This window comes from Dactylosporangium sp. CA-139066 (assembly GCF_050936175.1).
In the GTDB taxonomy this organism is placed as follows: domain Bacteria; phylum Actinomycetota; class Actinomycetes; order Mycobacteriales; family Micromonosporaceae; genus Dactylosporangium.
In genome coordinates, this window is record NZ_JBNJNH010000002.1 from 1,182,006 (window position 1) to 1,203,309 (window position 21,304).

General features: G+C 73.0%; 17 protein-coding genes and 1 pseudogene. 8 read left to right on the top strand and 10 right to left on the bottom strand.

Annotated elements, in window-relative coordinates; translation table 11 throughout:
• Window positions 1–99 precede the first annotated feature (99 nt).
• Window positions 100–1,356 (top strand): hemolysin family protein, encoded by a 1,257-nt coding sequence (locus ACQEVU_RS50270; RefSeq protein ID WP_433337509.1) that lies wholly within the window; start codon window positions 100–102, stop codon window positions 1,354–1,356.
• A 15-nt stretch (window positions 1,357–1,371) separates the two neighbouring features.
• Here ACQEVU_RS50270 and ACQEVU_RS50275 read toward each other — a convergent pair whose 3' ends face one another.
• Genes ACQEVU_RS50275 through ACQEVU_RS50290 form a run of 4 tightly spaced genes read right to left on the bottom strand, consistent with a single transcriptional unit; the run spans window position 1,372 to window position 5,385 of the window.
• Window positions 1,372–2,286: a hypothetical protein gene (locus ACQEVU_RS50275; RefSeq protein WP_433337511.1), complete on the bottom strand. Its 915-nt coding sequence runs from the start codon at window positions 2,284–2,286 to the stop codon at window positions 1,372–1,374.
• The gene (locus ACQEVU_RS50280) at window positions 2,277–2,783 is read right to left on the bottom strand and encodes a SigE family RNA polymerase sigma factor (RefSeq protein ID WP_433337513.1); all 507 of its coding nucleotides are present in this window, start codon (window positions 2,781–2,783) and stop codon (window positions 2,277–2,279) included. Before ACQEVU_RS50280 ends, ACQEVU_RS50275 begins: the two co-directional genes overlap by 10 nt.
• 58 nt (window positions 2,784–2,841) lie before the next feature.
• Window positions 2,842–4,089, bottom strand: coding sequence for a phosphoribosylamine--glycine ligase (gene purD, locus ACQEVU_RS50285; RefSeq protein ID WP_433337515.1), 1,248 nt, complete (start codon window positions 4,087–4,089; stop codon window positions 2,842–2,844).
• Window positions 4,090–4,098: 9 nt separating this feature from the next.
• Window positions 4,099–5,385, bottom strand: a complete 1,287-nt coding sequence (locus ACQEVU_RS50290) for an adenylosuccinate synthase (protein ID WP_433337516.1) — start codon at window positions 5,383–5,385, stop codon at window positions 4,099–4,101.
• 83 nt (window positions 5,386–5,468) lie between these two features.
• Here ACQEVU_RS50290 and ACQEVU_RS50295 point away from each other — a divergent pair, with 83 nt between their 5' ends.
• A complete protein-coding gene (locus tag ACQEVU_RS50295; RefSeq protein ID WP_433337518.1) occupies window positions 5,469–6,344 on the top strand; it encodes a diacylglycerol kinase family protein in 876 nt (291 codons plus the stop codon).
• A gap of 1,059 nt (window positions 6,345–7,403) precedes the next feature.
• Window positions 7,404–8,804 (top strand): annotated as a pseudogene (locus ACQEVU_RS50300) (chromosome partitioning protein); the annotation flags it as partial.
• 7 nt (window positions 8,805–8,811) lie between these two features.
• Here the strand turns inward: ACQEVU_RS50300 and ACQEVU_RS50305 are convergent.
• Window positions 8,812–9,225 carry a DUF3151 domain-containing protein gene (locus ACQEVU_RS50305; RefSeq protein ID WP_433337520.1) on the bottom strand — a complete coding sequence of 138 codons (414 nt, stop codon included), beginning with the start codon at window positions 9,223–9,225 and terminating at the stop codon, window positions 8,812–8,814.
• A gap of 200 nt (window positions 9,226–9,425) precedes the next feature.
• On the opposite strand from ACQEVU_RS50305, the gene ACQEVU_RS50310 reads away from it, so the two are divergent.
• Both ACQEVU_RS50310 and ACQEVU_RS50315 read left to right on the top strand, forming a co-directional pair.
• Window positions 9,426–10,667, top strand: a complete 1,242-nt coding sequence (locus ACQEVU_RS50310; RefSeq protein ID WP_433337522.1) for an LOG family protein — start codon at window positions 9,426–9,428, stop codon at window positions 10,665–10,667.
• A 149-nt stretch (window positions 10,668–10,816) separates the two neighbouring features.
• A complete protein-coding gene (locus ACQEVU_RS50315) occupies window positions 10,817–11,971 on the top strand; it encodes an IPT/TIG domain-containing protein (protein ID WP_433337524.1) in 1,155 nt (384 codons plus the stop codon).
• Between the two features lie 64 nt (window positions 11,972–12,035).
• Here ACQEVU_RS50315 and fbaA read toward each other — a convergent pair whose 3' ends face one another.
• Window positions 12,036–13,061 carry a class II fructose-bisphosphate aldolase gene (gene fbaA / locus ACQEVU_RS50320; protein WP_433337526.1) on the bottom strand — a complete coding sequence of 342 codons (1,026 nt, stop codon included), beginning with the start codon at window positions 13,059–13,061 and terminating at the stop codon, window positions 12,036–12,038.
• A gap of 235 nt (window positions 13,062–13,296) precedes the next feature.
• On the opposite strand from fbaA, the gene ACQEVU_RS50325 reads away from it, so the two are divergent.
• Window positions 13,297–13,509, top strand: a complete 213-nt coding sequence (locus tag ACQEVU_RS50325; RefSeq protein ID WP_433337528.1) for a hypothetical protein — start codon at window positions 13,297–13,299, stop codon at window positions 13,507–13,509.
• On the opposite strand, the gene ACQEVU_RS50330 is transcribed toward ACQEVU_RS50325, so the two are convergent.
• From ACQEVU_RS50330 to amrS, 4 genes are all read right to left on the bottom strand, one after another.
• Window positions 13,510–14,364, bottom strand: coding sequence for a SigE family RNA polymerase sigma factor (locus ACQEVU_RS50330; protein ID WP_433337530.1), 855 nt, complete (start codon window positions 14,362–14,364; stop codon window positions 13,510–13,512).
• A gap of 87 nt (window positions 14,365–14,451) precedes the next feature.
• Window positions 14,452–15,288, bottom strand: a complete 837-nt coding sequence (locus tag ACQEVU_RS50335; RefSeq protein ID WP_433337532.1) for a phytanoyl-CoA dioxygenase family protein — start codon at window positions 15,286–15,288, stop codon at window positions 14,452–14,454.
• A gap of 214 nt (window positions 15,289–15,502) precedes the next feature.
• The gene (gene amrB, locus ACQEVU_RS50340) at window positions 15,503–16,270 is read right to left on the bottom strand and encodes an AmmeMemoRadiSam system protein B (RefSeq protein WP_433337534.1); all 768 of its coding nucleotides are present in this window, start codon (window positions 16,268–16,270) and stop codon (window positions 15,503–15,505) included.
• Entirely contained in the window at window positions 16,267–17,331 is a 1,065-nt protein-coding gene (amrS, locus tag ACQEVU_RS50345; RefSeq protein ID WP_433337536.1) for an AmmeMemoRadiSam system radical SAM enzyme, read from the bottom strand. The genes amrB and amrS overlap by 4 nt, the downstream gene beginning before the upstream one ends.
• Before the next feature lie 64 nt (window positions 17,332–17,395).
• Here amrS and ACQEVU_RS50350 point away from each other — a divergent pair, with 64 nt between their 5' ends.
• Both ACQEVU_RS50350 and ACQEVU_RS50355 read left to right on the top strand, forming a co-directional pair.
• Window positions 17,396–18,862 carry a 3' terminal RNA ribose 2'-O-methyltransferase Hen1 gene (locus ACQEVU_RS50350; protein ID WP_433337538.1) on the top strand — a complete coding sequence of 489 codons (1,467 nt, stop codon included), beginning with the start codon at window positions 17,396–17,398 and terminating at the stop codon, window positions 18,860–18,862.
• Window positions 18,853–21,291, top strand: a complete 2,439-nt coding sequence (locus ACQEVU_RS50355) for a polynucleotide kinase-phosphatase (protein WP_433337540.1) — start codon at window positions 18,853–18,855, stop codon at window positions 21,289–21,291. Before ACQEVU_RS50350 ends, ACQEVU_RS50355 begins: the two co-directional genes overlap by 10 nt.
• Window positions 21,292–21,304 lie beyond the last annotated feature (13 nt).

Here is a 21,304-nt window from a genome sequence, read left to right on the forward strand (position 1 = left end):
CGCGGCGGGGGGTTCCACGCCGCACCCCATGCCCGCTCGCGCGGGCACCCGTACACGGTCAGTTCCTTCCCAGGAAGGGCCGCTAGCCTGGTTCGTCCGATGGACAACGTCTGGTTCGAACTCACGCTCGTCCTCTTCCTCACCCTGACCAATGCGGCGTTCGCCGGCAGCGAGATGGCCCTCGTCTCCCTGCGCGAGGGTCAGCTGCGCCGCATGGAGAAGCGCGACGGCGCCGGCCGCGCCCTGGCCCGCCTCGCCCGCGACCCGAACCGCTTTCTGTCCACCATCCAGATCGGCATCACCCTGGCCGGGTTCCTGGCCTCGGCCACGGCGGCGGTGTCGCTGAGCGAGCCGGTCGCGCCGATGCTGGACTTTCTCGGCGCCGCGGCCGGCCCGGTCGCGGTCGTGCTGGTCACCCTGATCCTCACCTTCGTCACGCTGGTCATCGGCGAGCTCGCGCCCAAGCGGATCGCCATGCAGCGCGCCGAGGGCTGGGCCATGCTCGCCGCCCGGCCGCTGCGGCTGCTCTCCGCGCTGCTGCGCCCGGCCAACTGGGTGCTGTCGGCGGCGAGCGACCTGGTCGTGCGCGCGGCCGGGGCCGACCCGCACCGGCGGCGCGACGAGATCGGGCCGGAGGAGCTGCGGGAGCTGGTCGCCGCGCAGCCGGCCTTCACCCGCCAGCAGCGCGAGATCATCTCCGGCGCCGTCGAGATCGCGGAGCGGACCGTGCGGACTGTGCTGGTACCGCGGCCGCTGGTCTTTGCTCTTCCCTCGACCGCGCCCGTCGCGGAGGCCGCCGCCGCGCTCGCCGCGACCGGCCACGCCCGGGCGCCCGTCGTGGACAGCGGCGACCTCGACAGCGCGGCCGGGATCGTGCACTGGGCGGATCTCGTGAGGGCGCCCGGCGGCACGGTGCGGGACGTGATGCGCCCGGCGCTGCTGGTGCCGGAGTCGCTGGCGCTGGCCGGCGCCCTGCAGCGGTTCAAGGCCGAGCGGCAGGAGCTCGCGCTGGTCATCGACGAGCGCGGGGCGGTCGACGGCATCGTCACCCTCGCCGACGTGGTCGAGGAGGTGTTCGGGTCGATGACCGGGCCGCCGGTGAAGCAGAACGCCGACGGCAGCGTGCTGCTGCCCGGCACGTTCCCCGTCCACGACCTGCCGGAGGTGCGCATCGGCCTGGAACTGGCCCCGGACGCCCCGTTCACCACGGTCGCGGGCCTGGTGCTGGCCCGGCTCGGCCGGCTGCCGTCCGGCCCGGGTGACACGGTCGCGGTGCAGGACTGGCGCTTCACCGTGGCCCAGGTGCGCGGCCGCGCCATCACCGCGGTCACCGCGACCCGGACGGACCGGCGGTGACCGCGGCGTGACGCGTCAGTAGATCGAGATCGCCTTGTCCACGGCGATGCCGACCAGCTGCTCCTTGGTCACGGGCGACGTGGCATTCGTGCCGAGCTGCACCTCAGTGCCGTCCGGGTGGATGGCGTACACGCTGAAGCCGCCGATGTGGCCCGCCGATGCGCTGCGCTCGTAGACCTGCACGGTCACCCCGTCGATCTTGGTCACGGTGCACGATTCACTCGACCCCGTCGGGGGGCAGATGAGCTCGTCGGAGCGACACTTGTTCCCCGACGGCAGCGTGTCCCCGTCGAGGCACATCGTGGCGGGGTTGCGCGACGGCGACGGCATGATCTCGATCTGCAGGTAGCCGCCGTCGGTGCCGACCGCGAGCATGGCCCGGTACAGGTCGGAGGTGTTCCAGTTGCGCCGCACCGTCGGCGGCAGCGGGGTGCCGTCGAGGTTCGTCACCTGAATGTTCTTCAGCTCCCGGCGCACGGCCTTGTCGAGCACGTTCGTCAGTCGCGGCACCAGAACCTCGCAGGGCTTCACCCCCGGCGTCTTCGGCGGCGGGCTCGGCGTGCGCGGCGGGCCCGACGGCACGGGGATGTTCGGGATCTGGCAGGGCGGCAGCAGGTCGTCCGGGTTGGACACCCCCACGTTCGGGCCGGCGCCCGGGCCGATGGGCGGCCGCGAGACCTGCACGCCCGGCGTCGCGGCCGTCTGCGGGGCGGCGACCACGGCGGGTGGTGGGCCCTCACCCGTGCTCGTGTCGTTGCCGTAGCGGGTCACGGCCAGCGCGCTGAGCACGAGCCCGGCGACGATGGCGGCGCCGAGCGTCCGGTCGATGTTGCGGCTGCGGCGGCGCTCGCGGGTGATGAGCTCGTCGACGTCGATCATCGACGGTGGTGGGTCTTCGGTCGCGGCCTGCATGGCCTGGATCAGGTCCACAGCGGTTCCTCCTCGCCCAGGTGGGCCCGCAGCGACTCCAGCGCCCGGGCCGTCTGGCTCTTGACGGTTCCTTCGCTGCAGCCCATGGCCTCGGCGACCTCCTCGACGGAGAGGTCGCAGAAGTACCGCAGGACCAGCACGGCCCGGCGGCGGGGCGGCAGCCCACCCAGGAGGGAGAGCACGGACAGGCGCCGGTCCGTGTCGGCGGCCTCGGTGGCCTCCGAGCGCACGGCGTCGGGCACCACGTCGGTGGCCGTCTCGCGGCGGTGCCACGGCCGGCGCCGCTCGTCGAGCCACGCCCGCATGAGCATGCGCCGCACGTACGCGTCGCGGTTCTCGAACTGCTCCGCCCGCTTCCAGTGGCGGAAGAGCTTGACCAGGACCGTCGACGTCAGGTCGTCGGCCGTGTGCCAGTCGCCGCACAGCAGGAACGCCGTGCGGCGCCAGCGGTCGAGGTTGCCCGCGACGTACTCGCGATAAGACTGGTCATCGGACATCCATGGCCCCTCCCCGTGGGTACACCGGGAAAACGGAGCCGTGCGACGCCCGGGTTGCCTACGGTACGGAGATATTTCCGTCGATGGCGGCGCGGGCGATGTCGGTGCGGAACTGCGCGCCGTCGAAGGCGATCCCGCGCACCAGCTCGTAGGCGGCGTCGCGGGCCTCGGCCAGCGTTTCGCCGAGCGCGGTGCACGTGAGCACCCGGCCGCCGGCGGTGACCAGCGCCCCGTCGGCGCGGCGGGCGGTGCCGGCGTGCAGCACGCCGGGGACGTCGTCGGCGCCGGTGATCACGTCGCCCCGGCTCGCCGAGGCCGGGTAGCCGGCGCTGGCCATGACCACGCAGACGGCGGCGCCGGAGCGCCACGCGAGCGGCGGGTCCTCGGCGAGCCGGCCGACCGCGGCGGCGTGCAGGACGCCGGCCAGCGGGGTCTCGAGCCGGGCCAGGACGGCCTGGGTCTCGGGGTCGCCGAAGCGGCAGTTGAACTCGATGACCTTCGGGCCGTCGGCGGTGAGGGCGAGGCCGACGTACAGCGTGCCGTTGAACTGCGCGTCCCGCCGGCGCATCTCGGCCAGCGTCGGCTGGACCACGCGCGCCATGACCTCCTCGACGAGGTCCGGCGGGGCCCAGGGCAGCGGCGAGTAGGCGCCCATGCCGCCGGTGTTCGGCCCCTGATCGCCGTCGAAGATGCGCTTGAAATCCTGGGCGGGCTGCAGCGGTACCGCGGACACGCCGTCGGTCACCACGAACAGCGACACCTCGGGCCCGGCCAGGTACTCCTCGACGACGACCCGCCCGCAGGCGGCCCCGTGGGCGAGCGCCTCGGCGCGGTCCTCGGTCACCACGACGCCCTTGCCGGCGGCCAGCCCGTCGTCCTTGACCACGTACGGCGGCCCGAACTCGTCCAGCGCCGCCGCCACCTCGTCGGGCGTGGTGCACACGAACGAGCGCGCGGTCGGCACGCCGGCGGCGCGCATCACGTCCTTGGCGAACGCCTTCGAGCCCTCGAGCTGGGCCGCCGCCTGCGACGGCCCGAAGCACGGGATTCCCTTCGCGCGCACCGCATCGGCGACCCCGGCCACCAGCGGCGCCTCCGGCCCGACCACGACCAGGTCGGCGCCCAGCTCCACGGCCAGCGCGGCGACCGCGCCCGGGTCGACCGGGTCGACGTCGGCGAGCGTCCCCAGCGCGGCCATGCCCGGGTTGCCGGGCGCACAGATGAGGGCGGTCACGGCCGGGTCGGCGGCCAGGGCGGCGGCGATCGCGTGCTCGCGACCGCCGGTACCGATGAGAAGTACGCGCACTGAAGCAGCCTAGATCAGGGCGTGCCGGACCACGTTTTCGTCCCGGCCCGGTCCCACTCCCACGATGGACACGCGGGTGCCGGCGAGCTCCTCGATGCGCTCGATGTAGCGCCGGGCGTTGACCGGCAGGTCCTCGAACGAGCGGGCCTCGGAGATGTCCTCCCACCAGCCGGGCAGCTCCTCGTACACCGGCGTGGCGTGGTGGAAGTCGGTCTGCGTCATCGGCATCTCGTCGGTGCGCTTGCCGTCGACCTCGTAGGCGACGCAGATCGGCACCTTCTCCAGCCCGGACAGCACGTCGAGCTTGGTCACGACCAGGTCGGTGATTCCGTTGAGGCGGGTCGCGTAGCGGGCGACGACGGCGTCGTACCACCCGGTGCGCCGCTCGCGCCCGGTGGTCGTGCCGTACTCCCGGCCGATCTTGCGCAGGTGCACGCCGTTCTCGTCGAACAGCTCGGTCGGGAACGGCCCCGACCCCACCCGCGTGGTGTAGGCCTTGGTCACGCCGATGACCTGCGTGATCGCCATCGGCGGGATGCCCGCCCCGACGCAGGCGCCGCCGACGGTCGGGTTGGACGACGTCACGAACGGATACGTGCCGTGGTCCATGTCGAGCATGGTGGCCTGCGCGCCCTCGAGCAGCACCGTGCGTCCCTGCTCCAGGCCCCGCCACAGCTCCTGGCGGGTGTCGGTGATGTAGGGGCGGATCCGCTCGGCGTAGGTGAGGTACTCCTCGACCACCGCGTCGACGTCGATCTCCTTGCGGTTGTACACCTTGAAGAGCACCTGGTTGCGCTCGCGCAGCACGATCTCGAGCTTCTTGCGCAGGATGCCCGGGTCGAGCAGGTCCTGGACGCGGATGCCCATCCGGGAGACCTTGTCGCCGTAGGCCGGCCCGATGCCCCGCCCGGTCGTGCCGATGCGCGACGAGCCGAGATAGCGCTCGACCACCCGGTCCAGCGCCCGGTGGTGCGGCATGATGAGGTGCGCGTCACCCGATATCATCAGGCGGGACACATCGACGCCGCGCTCGGCCAGCCCATCGATCTCGGTGAGCAGCACCTTGGGGTCGATGACCACCCCGTTGCCGATCACGATCGCCGCGTTGGGCCACAGCGCCCCGGACGGCATGAGATGCAGGGCGAACTTCTGTCCGTCGGGCGTCACCACGGTGTGACCCGCGTTATTGCCGCCCGAGTAGCGCACGACGTAGTCGACGTCGCCGCCAATCATGTCGGTAACCTTGCCCTTGCCCTCGTCGCCCCACTGTGCGCCGATGAGCACGATCGCTGGCATGTCTGCTCGCCCTCCAAGGTCGGGCGACCCGCGTTCGCCCAGGGTGCCAGGCTAACAACCTTCGGAAAGGCAGGCTGACAACGGTGGTCGACATCGTGCTGCTCACGCTCGGTGAAGACTCGCAGTGCGGCTGCGACGGCGGCGCGTGCGGCACCCGTACTCCCATTCTCGCCTGCCGCGACGCCCTGCGCACGGCGGGTGCCGAGGTCCGGACCGTGGTCGCGCACGACGACGCCGAGATCGACGAGGCCCTGCGGGCGCTGCCGGAGTCCCGCGTGATCGTCGCCACGGCCGCCGACGCCCAGCTGCGGGCCGTGATGCGCCGGCTCGTCCGGATGTACGCCCCGGCGCCGAGCAAGCGCCCGGACACCATCGCCGAGGACCGCACCATCCCCGACCTCCCGCCGATCGGCGTCCTCCCGCTGGGCCCCGACGCGACCGACCTGGCCACCCGCCTCGGCCTGCCGCGCAAGCCGGCCGACGTGGCGGCCGCGGTCCTGGGTGGCAACGCGCGCCGCCTGGACCTGCTGCGCAACGACGGCGGCTCGGTCACCCTGGACGGCGCCCTCCTGGGCGGCGTGGACGCCGCCGGCACGGCGAGCACGTACCTGGCCCGCGTCGAGGTCGACGACGCCGTCCTGGCCGACGGCACCGAGCCCGTCCTCATGTCGGTCGTGGCCAACGCGTCGCGCTACGCCACGGTCGACGGACTGCCGCTGGTCACCGCCCCGTCGATGGAGGACGGCGTGCTCGACGTCGCGGTGGCGGTCCCGGTGGCGTCCCGCGGCCTGTTCCGCCGCCCGAGGGTCGAGATCCAGGTCCGCCGCGCCCACGGCCGGGCCGTGGCCATCTCCCCGCGGGTCGAGGTCCCCTTCGTCGACGACGGCGTCGAGGGCACCCTGACCCGCAAGCGCTCGTGGTGGATGGAACGCGCAGCCTGGGCCGTGTACGTGCCATAGGGCCACTCTCGCGCGAGGTGCCGCGGGGCGACCTTGTCGCTTACCGTGGTAAGGCATCGCGGGGAGGGGAAGGGCAGCGTGAACGACATGGTCTGGCCGCCGGACGAGAACATCGACGGGCGGCGGGAGGAGCGCGCGTCGCCGCCCGGTTCACCCTGGTCACAGCCGCCGGGCGCGGTTTCCGAGCCGGCGCAGGCCTGGCCGGTGCGCGACGCGCCCGCCGCCGACGACGAGCCGGGCCCGCAGCACGGCCGGCCGGTGCCGCACGTCCCCGCCGGCGGCGAACCCGTCAGCGGCCCCGGCGGCACCCCGGTGCCCGGGGCCGGTCCGTTTCCGGTTTCGGGCGGCGGTGGGATCCCGATGTCGGGCGGCATTCCCATCGGCTCGCCCTACGGTGAGGCGCCCGCCTTCCCGTCGCCCCGCAATCCCGTCTCCGGGCCGCCTTCGTCCGCGCCGCCTTCGTCCGCGCCGCCGAGCCCGTTCTCCGCGCCGCCCTCGTCTGGGCCGCCCGTGTCGGGGCCGCCGGGTGCGCAGCCGATGACCGACTCGGACGTGCACGGGCCTACGCCGGTGCCACCGTTGCCCACGCTGCCGCCGCCCGGATCGCCCGTGCCGCCGATTCCGGGGCCACCGCCCGGCGCGGGGCCGATGCCTCCACCGCCTGGAACCATGGGTCCGCCGCCCGGGGCCATGCCTCCACCCGGGTCCATGCCGCCGCCCGGCTACATGCCGCCACCTGCTTATGCGCCACCTCCGCCCGGGCCCGTGCCGCCCGGTGGCTACGCACCGCCACCCGGGTCCATGCCGCCGCCCGGGAACGTGCCGCCCGGTGGGTACGCACCGCCACCCGGGTCCATGCCGCCGCCCGGATATGCGCCGCAGCCTGGGTATCCGCCGCCGCCCGGGTACGCGCCTCCGGCCGGATCGGTGCCACCACCTGGATACGCACCGCCGTCGGGTGCGATGCCTCCGCACGGCTCGGTGCCGCCGGGTGCGATGCCCGGGCCGGTTCCGGGTGCGCCCGCTATGCCCGGTTCTCAGTTCGGCGGCCCCGGGGCGCCGGTGCCACCGCCCGCGCCCGCCGTCACGCCGTTCCAGCCACCAGCGCCCAATTCCGGACAAATGCCGATTTATCCGGCCGACTCGCCCGCCGGTCCGCCGCCCGACGCCATCCCGTCGTCCGGCGCCCCGCTCGGGCCGGCGCCCGGCGCCCCGCTCGGGCCGGCGCCCGGTGACCAGTTCGGGCCGCCGCCCGGTGACCAGTTCGGGCCGCCGCCCGGCGTGCCGCCCATGCCGCCGGTCGATGCACCAGGTCTGCCCCCCGTGGGCGACGTCCAGGGGCCGCCGGCCCACGCACAGCCGCCGGGCGAACAGCCGGGATATCCGCCCGCCGGGGCCTACATGGCGCCGCCCGGGCAGCCGGTCTACGGGCCGGACGGGCTGCCGTACCCGCCGAATGGGCAGGGCGCGCCGGGCGCTGTCATCCCGCCGCTGCCGCCCATGCCGCAGGACCACTGGCACGACGGCATCACGCCGACCGCCGACGAGTTCGCGCGCCGGCGGCAGGCCAAGCCCGTCGATCCCGTCGCCTCCCGCGGCGTGCGCGGTGCGCTGTCCAAGGGGACCATGGGGCTCGTCGCCCTGCCGCCGGGCCGGCGGGAGATGGAGTTCCGGCAGGAAGTCGAGATGGTCCGCCGCAACTTCGGCGGCCTGCGGCAGGTGACCGTCGTCAACCCCAAGGGCGGCGCCGGCAAGACCGTGGCCGTGCTGCTGCTGGCGATGACCTTCGGGCAGAAGCGCGGCGGGTACGTCCTGGCCTGGGACAACAACGAAACCCAGGGCACCCTCGGCATGCGCGCCCAGCAGGACTTCCACACCCGCACCGTGCGCGACCTGCTGCACGACCTCGGCAACTTCCAGGGGGCGCAGGGGCGCGTCGGGGACCTGTCGCAGTACGTGCGGGCGCAGGGGGAAGGCATGTTCGACGTGCTGGCGTCGGACGAGTCGGCCACGGCCGGGGAGATGCTCACGGCCGATGCGTTCGGCGAGATCCGCGACGTCGTCAGCCGCTTCTACAAGCTCATCGTCGTCGACACCGGCAACAACGTGCGCGCCGAGAACTGGCAGGCGGCGATCGACGCCACCGACCAGCTCGTCGTCACGATGTCCGCGCGCAACGACTCGGCCGAGACGGCCTCGCGCATGCTCGACCATCTCGAGCAGCACGGGCGGCAGCGGCTCGTGCGCCAGGCCGTGACCGTCGTGTCGATGCCGCCGAGCCGCAGGCACGTCGACGTACCGGCGATCACCCGGCACTTCGCGGCGCGGACCCGGACCGTGCTGATCGTGCCCTACGAGCGGTTCATCGACTCGGGCGAGCCGATCCGGTACCCCGGACTCTCCGCCGCCAGCCGCGACGCCTGGCTGAAGGTCGCCGCGGCCGTGTCGGAAGGGCTCTGAGGAAGGGCTAGGCGAGCGCCTGCGTGGCGGCCGGGTCGCTGTCGTTGAGGAACGTGGCGCAGCGCTCGGCCTCGTCGGCCTCGCCGATCGCCCCGGCCGCGACGCCGAGCGCGTGCAGCGCCCGCAGGAAGCCCTGGTTGGGCTCGTGGGCCCACGGGACCGGGCCGGCGCCGCGCCAGCCGCTGCGGCGCAGCTGGTCGAGGCCGCGGTGGTAGCCGGTGCGGGCGTAGGCGTACGCCGTCACGGGCTCGCCCTCGGCCAGCGCGAGCTCGGCCAGGCGGGCCCAGGCGGCGCTGTACGCCGGAAACGCCGCGGCGACGGCCTTGACCGCGTCCTCGGTGTCGGCCTTCGCCAGCAGCTCGGCGGCGTTCGGGTCGGCGGGCAGCCGCGTGGGCGCGGGCTCGGGCAGCAGGTTCTGCATGTCGCAATTACACCAGAGTCGAATTTGCAGCGAAGAAGGCTCGACTGAACGGTTGAGCCCGCGTCCCGCGCACGGAGGTTATGCGCGGGTGGCCGCCGTACTACAAATGGAAGTCCGGAGCCTCCCCAGGAACCGGTCAGCGATGGCTCGATCTTCGGTCGGGCCATCGCCCTTTGTGAGGGTTTGGCAGGATACGTGGCGTGCCTACTCCGCCGCCGCCGGACGTCGTCGCGCTCCACGACCACTCGCCGGACGAGATCGAGTCCTTCGAGGAGCTGCGTTTTCATCTGAGCCAGGGCACCCTGGCCGGGAAGATCGTGCAGGGCCTCGACCTCACCGCCGTCGACCTGTCCGCCGTGGACGTCACCGACTCGCTCTTCATCGGCTGTCACTTCGCGGTCCTCGACCACGTCGTCGACCTGCTGCTGCGCCGCGCGGTCGTGGTGCCCGAGTTCGCGGGGATCCCCTACCCGACGCACCCCTCGCAGCTGTACGGGCCGGAGGACCTCGCCGCCGGGTTCGCCTCCGACGGGTTCGACGGCATGTTCGACACCATCGTGTACCGGCACTTCCGGGCCACGGGCGGGGCGACGCCGGAGATCCGGGAGGCGGTCGCGCAGCGGATGCACGACTCCGGCATCGACAACGCCCTGGCCAACGTGACGGCCGGCTGGATCGCCGCGCGCGGGCCGGCGGCGGCGATCGGCATCATGGGCGGGCACGCGGCGCTGCGGGGCGCGGTGGAGTACCGAAACGCCGCCGAGCTGGCGTGGCGCCTGGCCCGCGCCGACCGGCTGGTCGTGACCGGCGGCGGGCCCGGCGTCATGGAGGCGGCCAACCTCGGCGCGTTCCTGGCCGAGCACCCGATCGAGACGCTGCGCGAGGCGATCGACGCGCTGGCCGCCGCGCCCGACTTCCACGACCACGGGCCATACACGTCGGCCGCCCTCGCCGTGCGCGAGCGCTTCGGCCGGCCCGTGCCACCGACGCCCGACTCGGCGGTGATCGGCGACCACGCGGACGAGCCCGAGCAGACGGAGATCGACCCGGTCACCTGGGCCAAGCGCGGCGGCCTGGCCATTCCGACCTGGCTCTACGGCCACGAGCCGGCCAACCTGTTCGCCGCGAAGATCGCGAAGTACTTCTCCAACGCCATCCGCGAGGACACCATCCTGCGCCTGTCCCGCGGCGGCATCGTGTTCGCGCCCGGGATGGCCGGCACCGTGCAGGAGGTCTTCCAGGCGGCGACGAAGACGTTCTACGCGAGCGACGGCGTGAGCGGCCCGTTCGTGTTCCTCGACGTCGAGCACTGGACCGAGCGCCTGCCGGTGCGGGGCCTGCTCGAGCCGCTGCTGGCCTCGTCGCCGGGCGGCGACCTGCGCCACCTGCTGCACATCACCGACGACGTCGCCGAGGCCGCCGAGCTGCTCACGAGCGCCTGAACCGGGCCGCGGGCGGAGCCGCGAGATTCCGTCCGGATAGCTGAGCGCATTTCGCCAATACTCTGGGTTACTTCACTGTTACTTTGGGTCGTCACTTGTCGCGACTGCGGGGACCACCGCCGCACCGCACCAGAGAGGACCGCACCCAGATGCTTCACCAACTCTGGCGAAAACGAGCCGTCGCCCTCGGCCTCGGCGCCGGCGCCGCCACGGCCACGATCGTCGCCGGGCTGCCGCACGTGGCGTACGCCGACGCGCTCACCGGCACCATCGCCATCACCTCGCCGACGTCCGGCAAGCTCGCCGCCGCGACCGCGAAGCAGGTGATCCTGCTGACCGTCACCGGGCAGCCGCTGTCCGAGGCGTTCGTCACCAGCGTCGACCTCGGCTCCGACCCGGCCTGCGCCGGCCTCGTGAGCTACATCGTCACCAGCGCCACGACGATCGCCGTCAAGACGCCGACCGGGGGTTGTGCGGCTACGGACACCACGGCGAACCCGAACGGCGAGCCGATCGTCATCAACTTCGCCGGCAGCAACACGCTGACGAAGACCCCGTCGGCCACGGCCAAGGGCGTGTTCTTCGTCGCCGCGCCGTCGATCGCCGCCACCAACGCGGTCATCACCGAGAACAGCTCGCTCCTGACGACGCCGGTCAGCCGGTTCGTCACCAACGGCGGGCAGACCGTGCGGGTCTCGGCCGGCGCCAGCTTCGCGTTCGACCCGCGCTCCTCGGCCTCCCTCGGCGTCACGTTCGGGGGCAAGGCCGGCACGGAGGTGAAGGTGTACGACGGCACGACCAACGCCCAGATCCCGGCCTCGACGAGCACGGCGCCGGCCGCCGGCAACTACCTGACCTTCAAGACCGCCACCGGCATGTCGGCGAGCGACTCGAGCCTGACGGTCACCCAGAACGGGGTGAGCAAGACGTTCACCAGCACCGACACGGGTGCCTCGATCGTCGCCTCGCCCACGGTCACCTCGCTCAGCGTGACCTCGGGCAAGACCAAGGCGCAGACCAGCACCGTGATCACCGGGACCGGCTTCGACAAGACGCTCGCGGACTACACCAGCGGCGACTGGCTGGTCAACTTCTGCGGCAAGGCCGCCACCGTGACGGCCGTCGACACCACCGGCACCAAGCTCACCGTCACCACGCCGGACGTCGCCGACGACCCCACGGGCCTCGGCACCGGCAAGTTCGCCGGCCCCTGTCCGGTGACCGTCGTGAACAACACCGTGCCGGCCAGCCCGGTCCCCAGCCCGATCACCCCGGGCAGCTACTTCACGTTCCTGAGCGAGTAGCCGCGGTGCTCGAACAGCACAACGGCCCGGCTGGAGCAGCCGGGCCGTTTTCGCGTGCGGAGACTTACTTGGAGAGCGTGGTGCCCGTCGAGCGCAGGTGCTCGCAGGCCTCGACCACGCGGGCGGCCAGGCCGGCCTCGGCGGCCTTGCCCCAGGCGCGCGGGTCGTACGCCTTCTTGTTGCCGACCTCGCCGTCGACCTTGAGCACGCCGTCGTAGTTGGTGAACATGTGGCCGGCGACCGGGCGGGTGAACGCGTACTGCGTGTCGGTGTCGATGTTCATCTTCACCACGCCGTAGTCGAGCGCCTCGCGGATCTCGGAGAGCAGCGAGCCCGAACCGCCGTGGAAGACCAGCGACAGCGGCTTCTCCTTGCCGTACTTGGCGCCGACCGCGTCCTGGATCGTCTTGAGGATCTCCGGGCGCAGCTTGACGTTGCCCGGCTTGTAGACGCCGTGCACGTTGCCGAAGGTCAGGGCGGCCATGTAGCGGCCCTTCTCGCCGAGGCCGAGCTTCTCGACCATGGCCAGGCCGTCCTCGACGGTGGTGTACAGCTTCTCGTCGATCGCGCCGACGACGCCGTCCTCCTCGCCGCCCACGACGCCGACCTCGATCTCGAGGACGACCTTCGCCGCGGCGGTCTGGGCCAGCAGGTCCTCGGCGATGTCCAGGTTCTCGCCCAGCGGCACGGCCGAGCCGTCCCACATGTGCGACTGGAACAGCGGATCCTCGCCCTTGGCCACGCGCTCGGTCGAGATGGCCAGCAGCGGGCGGACGAACTTGTCGAGCTTGTCCTTCGGGCAGTGGTCCGTGTGCAGGGCGATGTTGACGGAGTACTTCTTCGCGACCTCGTGCGCGAACGCGGCCAGCGCGACCGAGCCGGTGATCATGTCCTTCACGGTCGGGCCGGAGATGTACTCCGCGCCGCCGGTCGAGACCTGGATGATGCCGTCGCTCTCGGCCTCGGCGAAGCCGCGGATCGCCGCGTTGAGCGTCTGAGACGACGAGACGTTGATCGCCGGGTAGGCGAACGCGCCGGCCTTGGCGCGGTCGAGCATCTCGGCGTAGACATCGGACGAGGCGATGGGCATGACGGCGCTCCTCAAGGTCTGGATCGTGCGGTATGGAGCCGACAGACGCGGACTCCACGCGGACCGCGCTGTCCTGCCACGGAGTATCTCGCAGTGGCGCGCACCGCTTGACGCCGGGTGACCTGGGCTACCCCCGGGGGAGGGCGGGGCGCGGAATTGCCCGCCCCGGGGGCGAACCGGCCGAAACAGTCGTACGGTTGAACACGGCCCGATCCGAGCGACAGGGAGCCTCGCGATGACCCAGCCAGACGAGGAACTGCTGACCCTCGACGACCGCCTCGACCCCGAGGTCCGCGATCCGGAGGCCTCGCCGGAGGATGCGGCCGAACAGGCCCAGCCGGCGAATCCGCTGGATCGTCCGCAGAGCACGCACGCCCGGCCGTGGGACGCCAACGAGTACGACGCGATCGAGCAGGACCGCGAGGTCGACCTCGACGACGAGTACTAGCTAGACCGCGTACTGGGGGTGCGCGGCCAGCCACGGGCCGACCTGGCCGGCGCGCAGCGCGGGATAGAGGCCGTCGCCGTCGGGCATCCCGGCCGGCAGGCGGAGCACCGTGACGCGATCCGCGCCGATCCCGTGCAGCGCGCCGGCGAGGCCGGCCAGCGAGCGCGCCCCGAGGTGCAGCTCGAGGCCCTGGCCGGCCGCGTTGAGCAGGGCGGGCAGCCGCGCCGGGTCGGCCGCCGCGGCGGCCAGCGCCGTCAGGTAGGCGCGCACGGCCCGCTCGTCGCCGCCGCCGACCGATGCGCGCAGGTAGTCCACGGCCAGGCGGGCCTCGTAGTGCCGGCACCCGGGCTCGTACACCACTGGCGCGCGGCCGTAGCCGGGCTCGCCGAGGCCGCCCGCCCCGTCGTAGGCGAGGTGCCGCGACTGGACGCCGGGCGGGCGGCCGAGGATCTCGGCGATCTCGCCGTCGGTGAGGCCCTCGTAGTAGCGCAGGACCAGGGCGGCGCGCTGCTGGCGGGGCAGCCGGCCCAGCCAGAGCCACATCTGGTCGCGCTCGGCGAGCCCGTCGGCGTGGTCGGGCACCACGCGCGGCTCCCCGGCGGCCTCGATGTCCATGCCGCGCAGCAGGACCCGGCGCAGCCACGAGCCGCGATGCAGGTCCATGTAGACGTTGGTGAGCATCCGCTTGACGTAGCGCTCGGGCAGGTCGGCGGCGGCGATGCGGCACCATTTGAGCTGGGCGCGGATCATCGTCTCCTGCACGAGGTCCTGCGCCAGGTGCGGATCGCCGGTGAGCATGACGGCGTAGCGCAGCAGCGCCTGCAGCCGCGCCTCGACGAACTCCTCGAACGTCAACCGACCCCCAAGCGGGCCGGGCACACTACGACATCGCCCGGTCCCGATCTCAAGACGGATCGGGGCCGGGCGATCATTGCAGGCGCGTCAGGGAATCAGGGGCGGGAAGCTCGGGTCGAGCAGGCCGCGGTCGCGCAGGGCGGCGTAGAGCGGCGTCGACTCGGGGTAGTGGCCCCAGTGGTGGTCGCCGTCACCGACGCCGACGCCGCCGAGCAGCTGCTGCTGGACCGGGTTGAGCCTCGGCCACCACGGCTTGTTCGGCAGGGCGGCGACCTCGTCGCGGATGGCGATCCAGCGGTACGTGTATCCGAGGAACACGCAGCGGCGGGTGATCTCCGAGTAGTTGTACGACCGGGCGTGCCAGATGCGGCGGTCGAAGAAGACCACGTCGCCGGCGTTGACCTTGACCTGGATCGCGCCCGCGGGGGCCGGCCACGGCACGTCGCGCTTCGGCGGGCCGGGCAGCCAGTTGGTCTTGTGGCTGCCCGGGATCAGGGTCAGGTTGCCCCGGCCCTCCTCCGACACGTCGGAGAGCCAGTAGGCGAGCTTCACCGACAGCCGCGCCCGCGGGTCGGTCTCGATCTCGCGGTTCTGGCGGCCGCCGTCCTGGTGCCAGTGCCACCAGTCCGGCTTCTGCTCCGGGATCGTCGGGTGGACGTCCAGGTGCGAGTGGTAGATGTGCACGTTCCAGCCGAGGATCGACCAGACGAGCGGGAAGGTCGCCGGGTGGTCGATGAGGTCGGCGAGCTCGGGGCAGCTGGTGACGGCGCTGAGCAGGTGCAGCGAGCCGTCGGCGGCCTTCGGGTGCGTGGCGTGCGCGACGTCGAGCACCGACGCGTAGTGGCGCACCTCGTCCGGGCTGAGCACACCCGGGATCACAAGGTAACCGTCCGTGTCGAACTGCTCGCGCTGCTCGTCCGTCATCGGCACCCAACCGGTGCCCGTTGCCGCTCCGGCAGTCGTCGTCGCAGACATGCCCCGTCTCCAGTTCCGGCGCCTACCGCAGGCGCCTCCTTGGGACAGACGTTCGCGAGACGCCCCTTGAGAGGTCGTCTTTTCGGTCGGCATATCCTGCCCGAACGGGGCGCAACCCAATCGACGTTCATCACGTCGGTGTGATGCTAACGACCACGGAGCGTTACGCCGTGAGGGAGACCGCGGCGTAGCCGACGACCCGATCCGCCGGTCCGCCCTCGTCGGCCGAGGTCGCCAGATGCAGCAGGCGCGCGGTCGGGCGCCGGTCGCGGGCCCACTCGAGCAGCCCGCGCAGCGGATAGCGCCCGCAGGCGGCCCGCTCCCCGATCCGCTCGGGTTCGAGGCGCACGATCGCGTCGGCCGTGGTCTCGTCGACCCGGCGGGCCTCGTCCTGTGTCAGATAGTGCGAAAGATCGGTGCTGCACAACACGAGCGACCCCGGCACCGCGACGACCGACAGCAGCGCCGCCACGGCGCGCGCATCGGCCGCCCCTACGCACACCGGCAGCACCCGCGAAAAGCCAAGGACCTGCAAGAACGGCAGTTGTACCTCAAGTGAGTGCTCGAGCGCGTGCGGCTCGTCGTCGGCCACGGCCAGCCCGGCCGCCACGAGTTCCCGCGCGCCCTCGGCGTCGATCTCGACCTCGCCCAGGGGCGTCGACCAGCGCTCCAGCATCGGCACGGCGGCGCCGCGCAGCGGCACCCGGTGCGCCGGGCCGAGGATCACCACCCGATCGGCCTCGCGACCGGCGAGCCGGGAGTAGACGTAGGCCGCCGTCGGGCCCGACCAGCGGTAGCCCGCGTGCGGGACGACGTACGCGAATGCACCGTCGGCTTCCGGGGGTACCGAATCCAGGAGCGTTTGCACGGATCGGCGCAGCTCGCCCGGGTCCGCCGAGTAGAAGGCGCCCGCCACCGCAGGCGGTCTCACGCGATGCTCACCGGCAGCCGCTGCCGGCCCCAGGCCCCGGCCGGGCCCTCGAAGACGCCCGGGATCGCGTGGCCGCACGCCCGGCATTGGCCGTCATCGGTGATCTTGTACGACACCAGGTCGTACCAGTCGCGCACGACCGCCGCCGCGCCGCAGCCCGGACACGTCGTGGTCTGGCCGCCGGGGTCGTGGACGTTGCCGGTGTACACGTAGCGCAGGCCGGCGTCGAGCGCGATGCGCCGCGCGCGGCTCAGCGTCGCCGGCGGGGTCGGCGGCACGTCGCGCATCTTGAAGTCGGGGTGGAACGCGGAGAAGTGCAGCGGCACGTCGGGCCCAAGGTGCTCGAGCAGCCAGTCGCACTGCCGGCGCAGCTCGTCGTCGCCGTCGTTGCGGCCGGGGATCAGCAGGGTCGTGATCTCGAACCAGACGTCGGTGCCGCGCAGGTACAGCAGCGTCTCCAGCACCTTGTCGAGCCGCGCGAACGTGATCTTCTCGTAGAACTGCTCGCTGAACGCCTTGAGGTCGATGTTGGCCGCGTCGATGTGCCGGTAGAACTCCTCGCGGGGCGCCGGGTTCATGTAGCCGGCCGAGACCGCGACCGCCTTGATCCCGCGGGCGCGGCAGGCGTCGGCGACATCCATGGCGTACTCCATGAAGATCACCGGGTCGTTGTAGGTGAACGCGATCGAGCGGCACCCCAGGCGCTGCGCCGCGTCGGCGAGCTGCTCGGGCTCGGCGGCCGAGCCCAGCGTGTCGATCTCGCGGCTCTTGGAGATGTCCCAGTTCTGGCAGAACCGGCAGCCGAGGTTGCAGCCCGCGGTGCCGAACGACAGCACCGGCGTGCCCGGCAGGAAGTGGTTGAGCGGCTTCTTCTCGATCGGGTCGACGCAGAAGCCGGACGAGCGGCCGTAGGTGGTCAGGACGATCTCGTCGCCCTCGCGCTGGCGCACGAAGCAGAAGCCGCGCTGGCCCTCGTGGAGCCGGCAGTTGCGCGGGCACACGTCGCACTGCACCCGCCCGTCGTCGAGCCGGTGCCAGTGTGCGGTCGCGACCACCGCCATGCCCCTAACCCTAACCCGCCGAAATTCGGTCGGCCGCGGCTTTTCCGGCCGCCATGCTGATCGCGTGCTGCTGACCGTCACGACCACCCACCGCCCGGCCACCGACCTCGGGTACCTCCTGGTGAAGCACCCGGACCGGCTCCAGACCTTCGACGTCTCGACCGGGCGGGCGCACGTGTTCTACCCCGAGGCGACCGAGGAGCGCTGCACGGCGGCGCTGCTGCTGGAGGTCGACACGGCGAAGCTGCGCGGGCGCGGGCCGGACGAGACGTTCACGCTGCATCAGCACGTCAACGACCGGCCGTACGCGGCCTCGAGCCTGCTGGCCGCGGCGCTCGGCCGGGTCTGGCGCTCCGCCATGCGCGGCGACTCGCGCGACCGGCCGGAGCTGGCCGCCGCGGCGATCCCGCTGGAGCTGCGCATCCCGGCGTTGCGGGCCAAGGGCGGCGCGGCGGAGCTGTTCGAACCGCTGGGATGGAAGGTCGAGGAGACGCCGATCCCGCTGGACGCCGAACGGCCCGAGTGGGGCCCCAGCCGGTACGTCGACCTGCGCCTCACCGGCACCGTCCGGCTCGCCGACGCGCTGAACCAGGTGTACGTGCTGCTGCCGGTCCTCGACGACGCCAAGCACTACTGGGTCTCGCCGGACGAGGTGGAGAAGCTGCTGCGGGCCGGCACCGGCTGGCTGGCGTCCCACCCGCACAAGGCGCTCATCGCCAAGCGCTACCTCGCGCACCGTTCGGCGTTGACGTCGGCCGCGCTGGCGCGGCTCTCCGACCTCTCGGAGATGTCCGGAATCTCGGACCCGGCGCCGGCGCCGCGACCCGGATCGCTGAACCTCCAGCGGCGGGCCGCCGTCGTGGAGGCGCTCCAGGCGTCCGGAGCGAGCCGGGTGCTCGACCTGGGCTGCGGCCCCGGCGCGCTCCTCGGCGAGCTGGCCCGCGACCGGCGGTACACCGAAATCGTCGGCGCCGACGTCAGCTCCGTCTCCCTCGAACTGGCCGCCCGCCGCCTGCACCTCGATCGGCTCCCCGAGCGCCAGCGCGCCCGCATCCGGCTCCTGCAGACCGCGCTCACCTACCGCGACGACCGCCTCAAGGGGTACGACGCCGCCGTGCTCATGGAGGTCATCGAGCACGTCGATCCGCCGCGGCTGCCCGCCCTGGCGGCGAGCGTGTTCGGGCACGCGGCGCCGGCGACGGTCGTGGTGACGACGCCGAACGTGGAGTACAACGCCCTCTACCCCGGCCTTCTATCCGGCCCTGCGCACGGCCACCTGCGCCACGCCGACCACCGCTTCGAGTGGGACCGCGCGCAGTTCGCCGCCTGGTGCGACGGCGTCGCCGAACGCTACGGCTACGCGGTGACCCGCTCCGGCATCGGCCCCGAGGACCCGGCGGCCGGCTCTCCCACCCAGATGGCGGTGTTCAGGAAAGCGTCGTCGGCGCCTCGCTTCGCTGGGGGCGCGCCGGGGGGTTCCCACCCCGGACCCCCCATGGCCGCTACGCGACCACTAAGGAGTTGCACGTGAAGCTCCCGGAGCTCTGCCTCGTAGCCCTCGTCGGCGTGTCCGGCTCGGGCAAGTCCACCTTCGCCCGGCGCCACTTCGCGCCCACGCAGGTGCTGTCCTCCGACGCGTTCCGGGCTTTGGTCGCCGACGACGAGAACGACCAGTCCGCGTCCGGCGACGCCTTCGACGCGCTGCACTACGTGGCCGGCAAGCGGCTGCGGGCCGGCCGGCTCACCGTCGTGGACGCCACCAACGTGCAGGCGCACGCCCGGCAGGCGCTGGTCGCGCTGGCCCGCGAGCACGACGTGCTGCCGGTCGCCATCGTGCTCGACGTGCCCGAGGACGAGTGCTGGGCGCGCACCCAGGCCCGCCCGGACCGCGACTTCGGCCGGCCGGTCGTCGCCCGCCAGCACCGCGACCTGCGCCGCTCGCTGCGCGGCCTGGCCCGCGAGGGCTTCCGGCAGGTGCACGTGCTGCACGGGGTGGCCGAGATCGACGCGGCCGAGATCTCGTACGAGCCGCTGTTCAACAACCGCCGCGACCTCACCGGCCCCTTCGACATCATCGGCGACGTGCACGGCTGCCTCGCCGAGCTCAAGACGCTGCTCACGCGGCTCGGCTACGTCGACGGCGGGCACCCCGAGGGGCGCACCGCGGTGTTCGTCGGCGACCTGGTCGACCGCGGCCCCGACTCGCCGGGCGTGCTGCGCCTGGTCATGAGCATGGTGGCCGCCGGCACGGCGCTGTGCGTGTCGGGCAACCACGAGGCGAAGCTGCTGCGCAAGCTGCGCGGACACCAGGTTTCAATGTCGCACGGCCTCGCCGAAACCGTCGCCCAGCTTGCCGACGATTCGGACATTGTCCCCGATGTCACGAAGTTCCTGGAAGGCCTCATCAGCCACTACGTCCTCGACGGCGGCCGGCTCGTGGTCGCGCACGCCGGGCTCAAGGAGGCCTACCACGGCCGCGCGTCGGGCCGGGTCCGCTCGTTCGCGCTCTACGGCGACACCACCGGCGAAACCGACGAGTACGGCCTGCCGGTGCGCTACCCGTGGGCGACCGAGTACCGCGGGCGCGCCATGGTCGTCTACGGCCACACCCCGACCCCCGACCCCGAGTGGGTCAACAACACCATCTGCATCGACACCGGCTGCGTCTTCGGCGGCGCGCTGACCGCGCTGCGCTACCCGTCGCGAGAGCTCGTCTCCGTGCCGGCCGAGCGGGAGTACTACGCGCCGGTCCGGCCGCTGGCCCCGGCCGTCCAGGTGGACGACGCAATGGACCTCGCCGACGTCATCGGGCGGCGCAGCCTGGAGACGCCGGCCGGGCGGGTCACCGTCGCGGCCGAGAACGCCGCCGCCGCGCTCGAGGTCATGAGCCGGTTCGCGGTCGACCCGGCGTGGCTGGTGTGGCTCCCGCCCACGATGGCGCCGGCGTCGACGTCGGCGCAGGAGGGGTACCTCGAGCATCCGGTCGAGGCGCTCGCCGACTATGCCCGGGCCGGCGTGCCCCGCGTCGTGTGCCAGGAGAAGCACATGGGCTCGCGGGCCGTCTTCAACGTGCGCCGCGACGGCTCCCGCGCGGTGTACACCCGCACCGGCCGGCCCTTCTTCGCCGACGCCGGCCCGCTGCTCGAGCGGGTCGCGGCGGCGATCGGCCGGGCCGGGCTGTGGGACGAGCTCGCGAGCGACTGGCTGCTGCTCGACGCCGAGGTCCTGCCCTGGTCGGCCAAGGCCGAGCCGCTCATCCGCGACCAGTACGCGAGCGTGGCCGCCGCGGCCGGCGCCGCCCTGCCCGCGGCCCGGGCCGCGCTGGACGCCGCCGCCGGGCGCGGCATCGACGTCGGCGACCTCGCCGGCCGCTTCGCCGGGCGGGAGTCGGCGATCGGGGCGTTCGCGGCCGTGTACCGGCGCTACTGCTGGCCGACCGACGGCCTCGCGGGCCTGCGGGTGGCGCCCTTCCACGTGCTCGCGAGCGCCGGCGCCAGCCACGCGCGCCGGGGCCACGAGTGGCACCTGGGCCTGGTCGACCGCCTGGTGGCGGCCGAGCCGGAGCTGTTCGCGCCGACCCGGCGGATCGTCGTCGACCCGGCCGACCCCGAGGGCGTCGCCGCCGTCACGCGCTGGTGGCTCGAGCTCACCGGGGACGGCGGCGAGGGCATGGTCGTCAAGCCGGCCGAGGACGCGGGGCCGCGGGTCCAGCCGGCGATCAAGTGCCGCGGCCGGGAGTACCTGCGGATCATCTACGGCCCGGACTACACCGAGCCGGAGCGCCTCGCCGGGCTGCGCGACCGGCGCCTGGGCCGCAAGCGCGGCCTGGCGCTGCGCGAGCAGGGGCTGGGCCTGGCCGCGCTCGACCGGCTGGCCGAGGGCGCGCCGGCCTGGCGCGTCCATCAGCTCGTCTTCGCGATCTTGGCCTGCGAGTCGGAGCCGGTTGACCCCAGGTTGTAAGGAGACTCTCAGA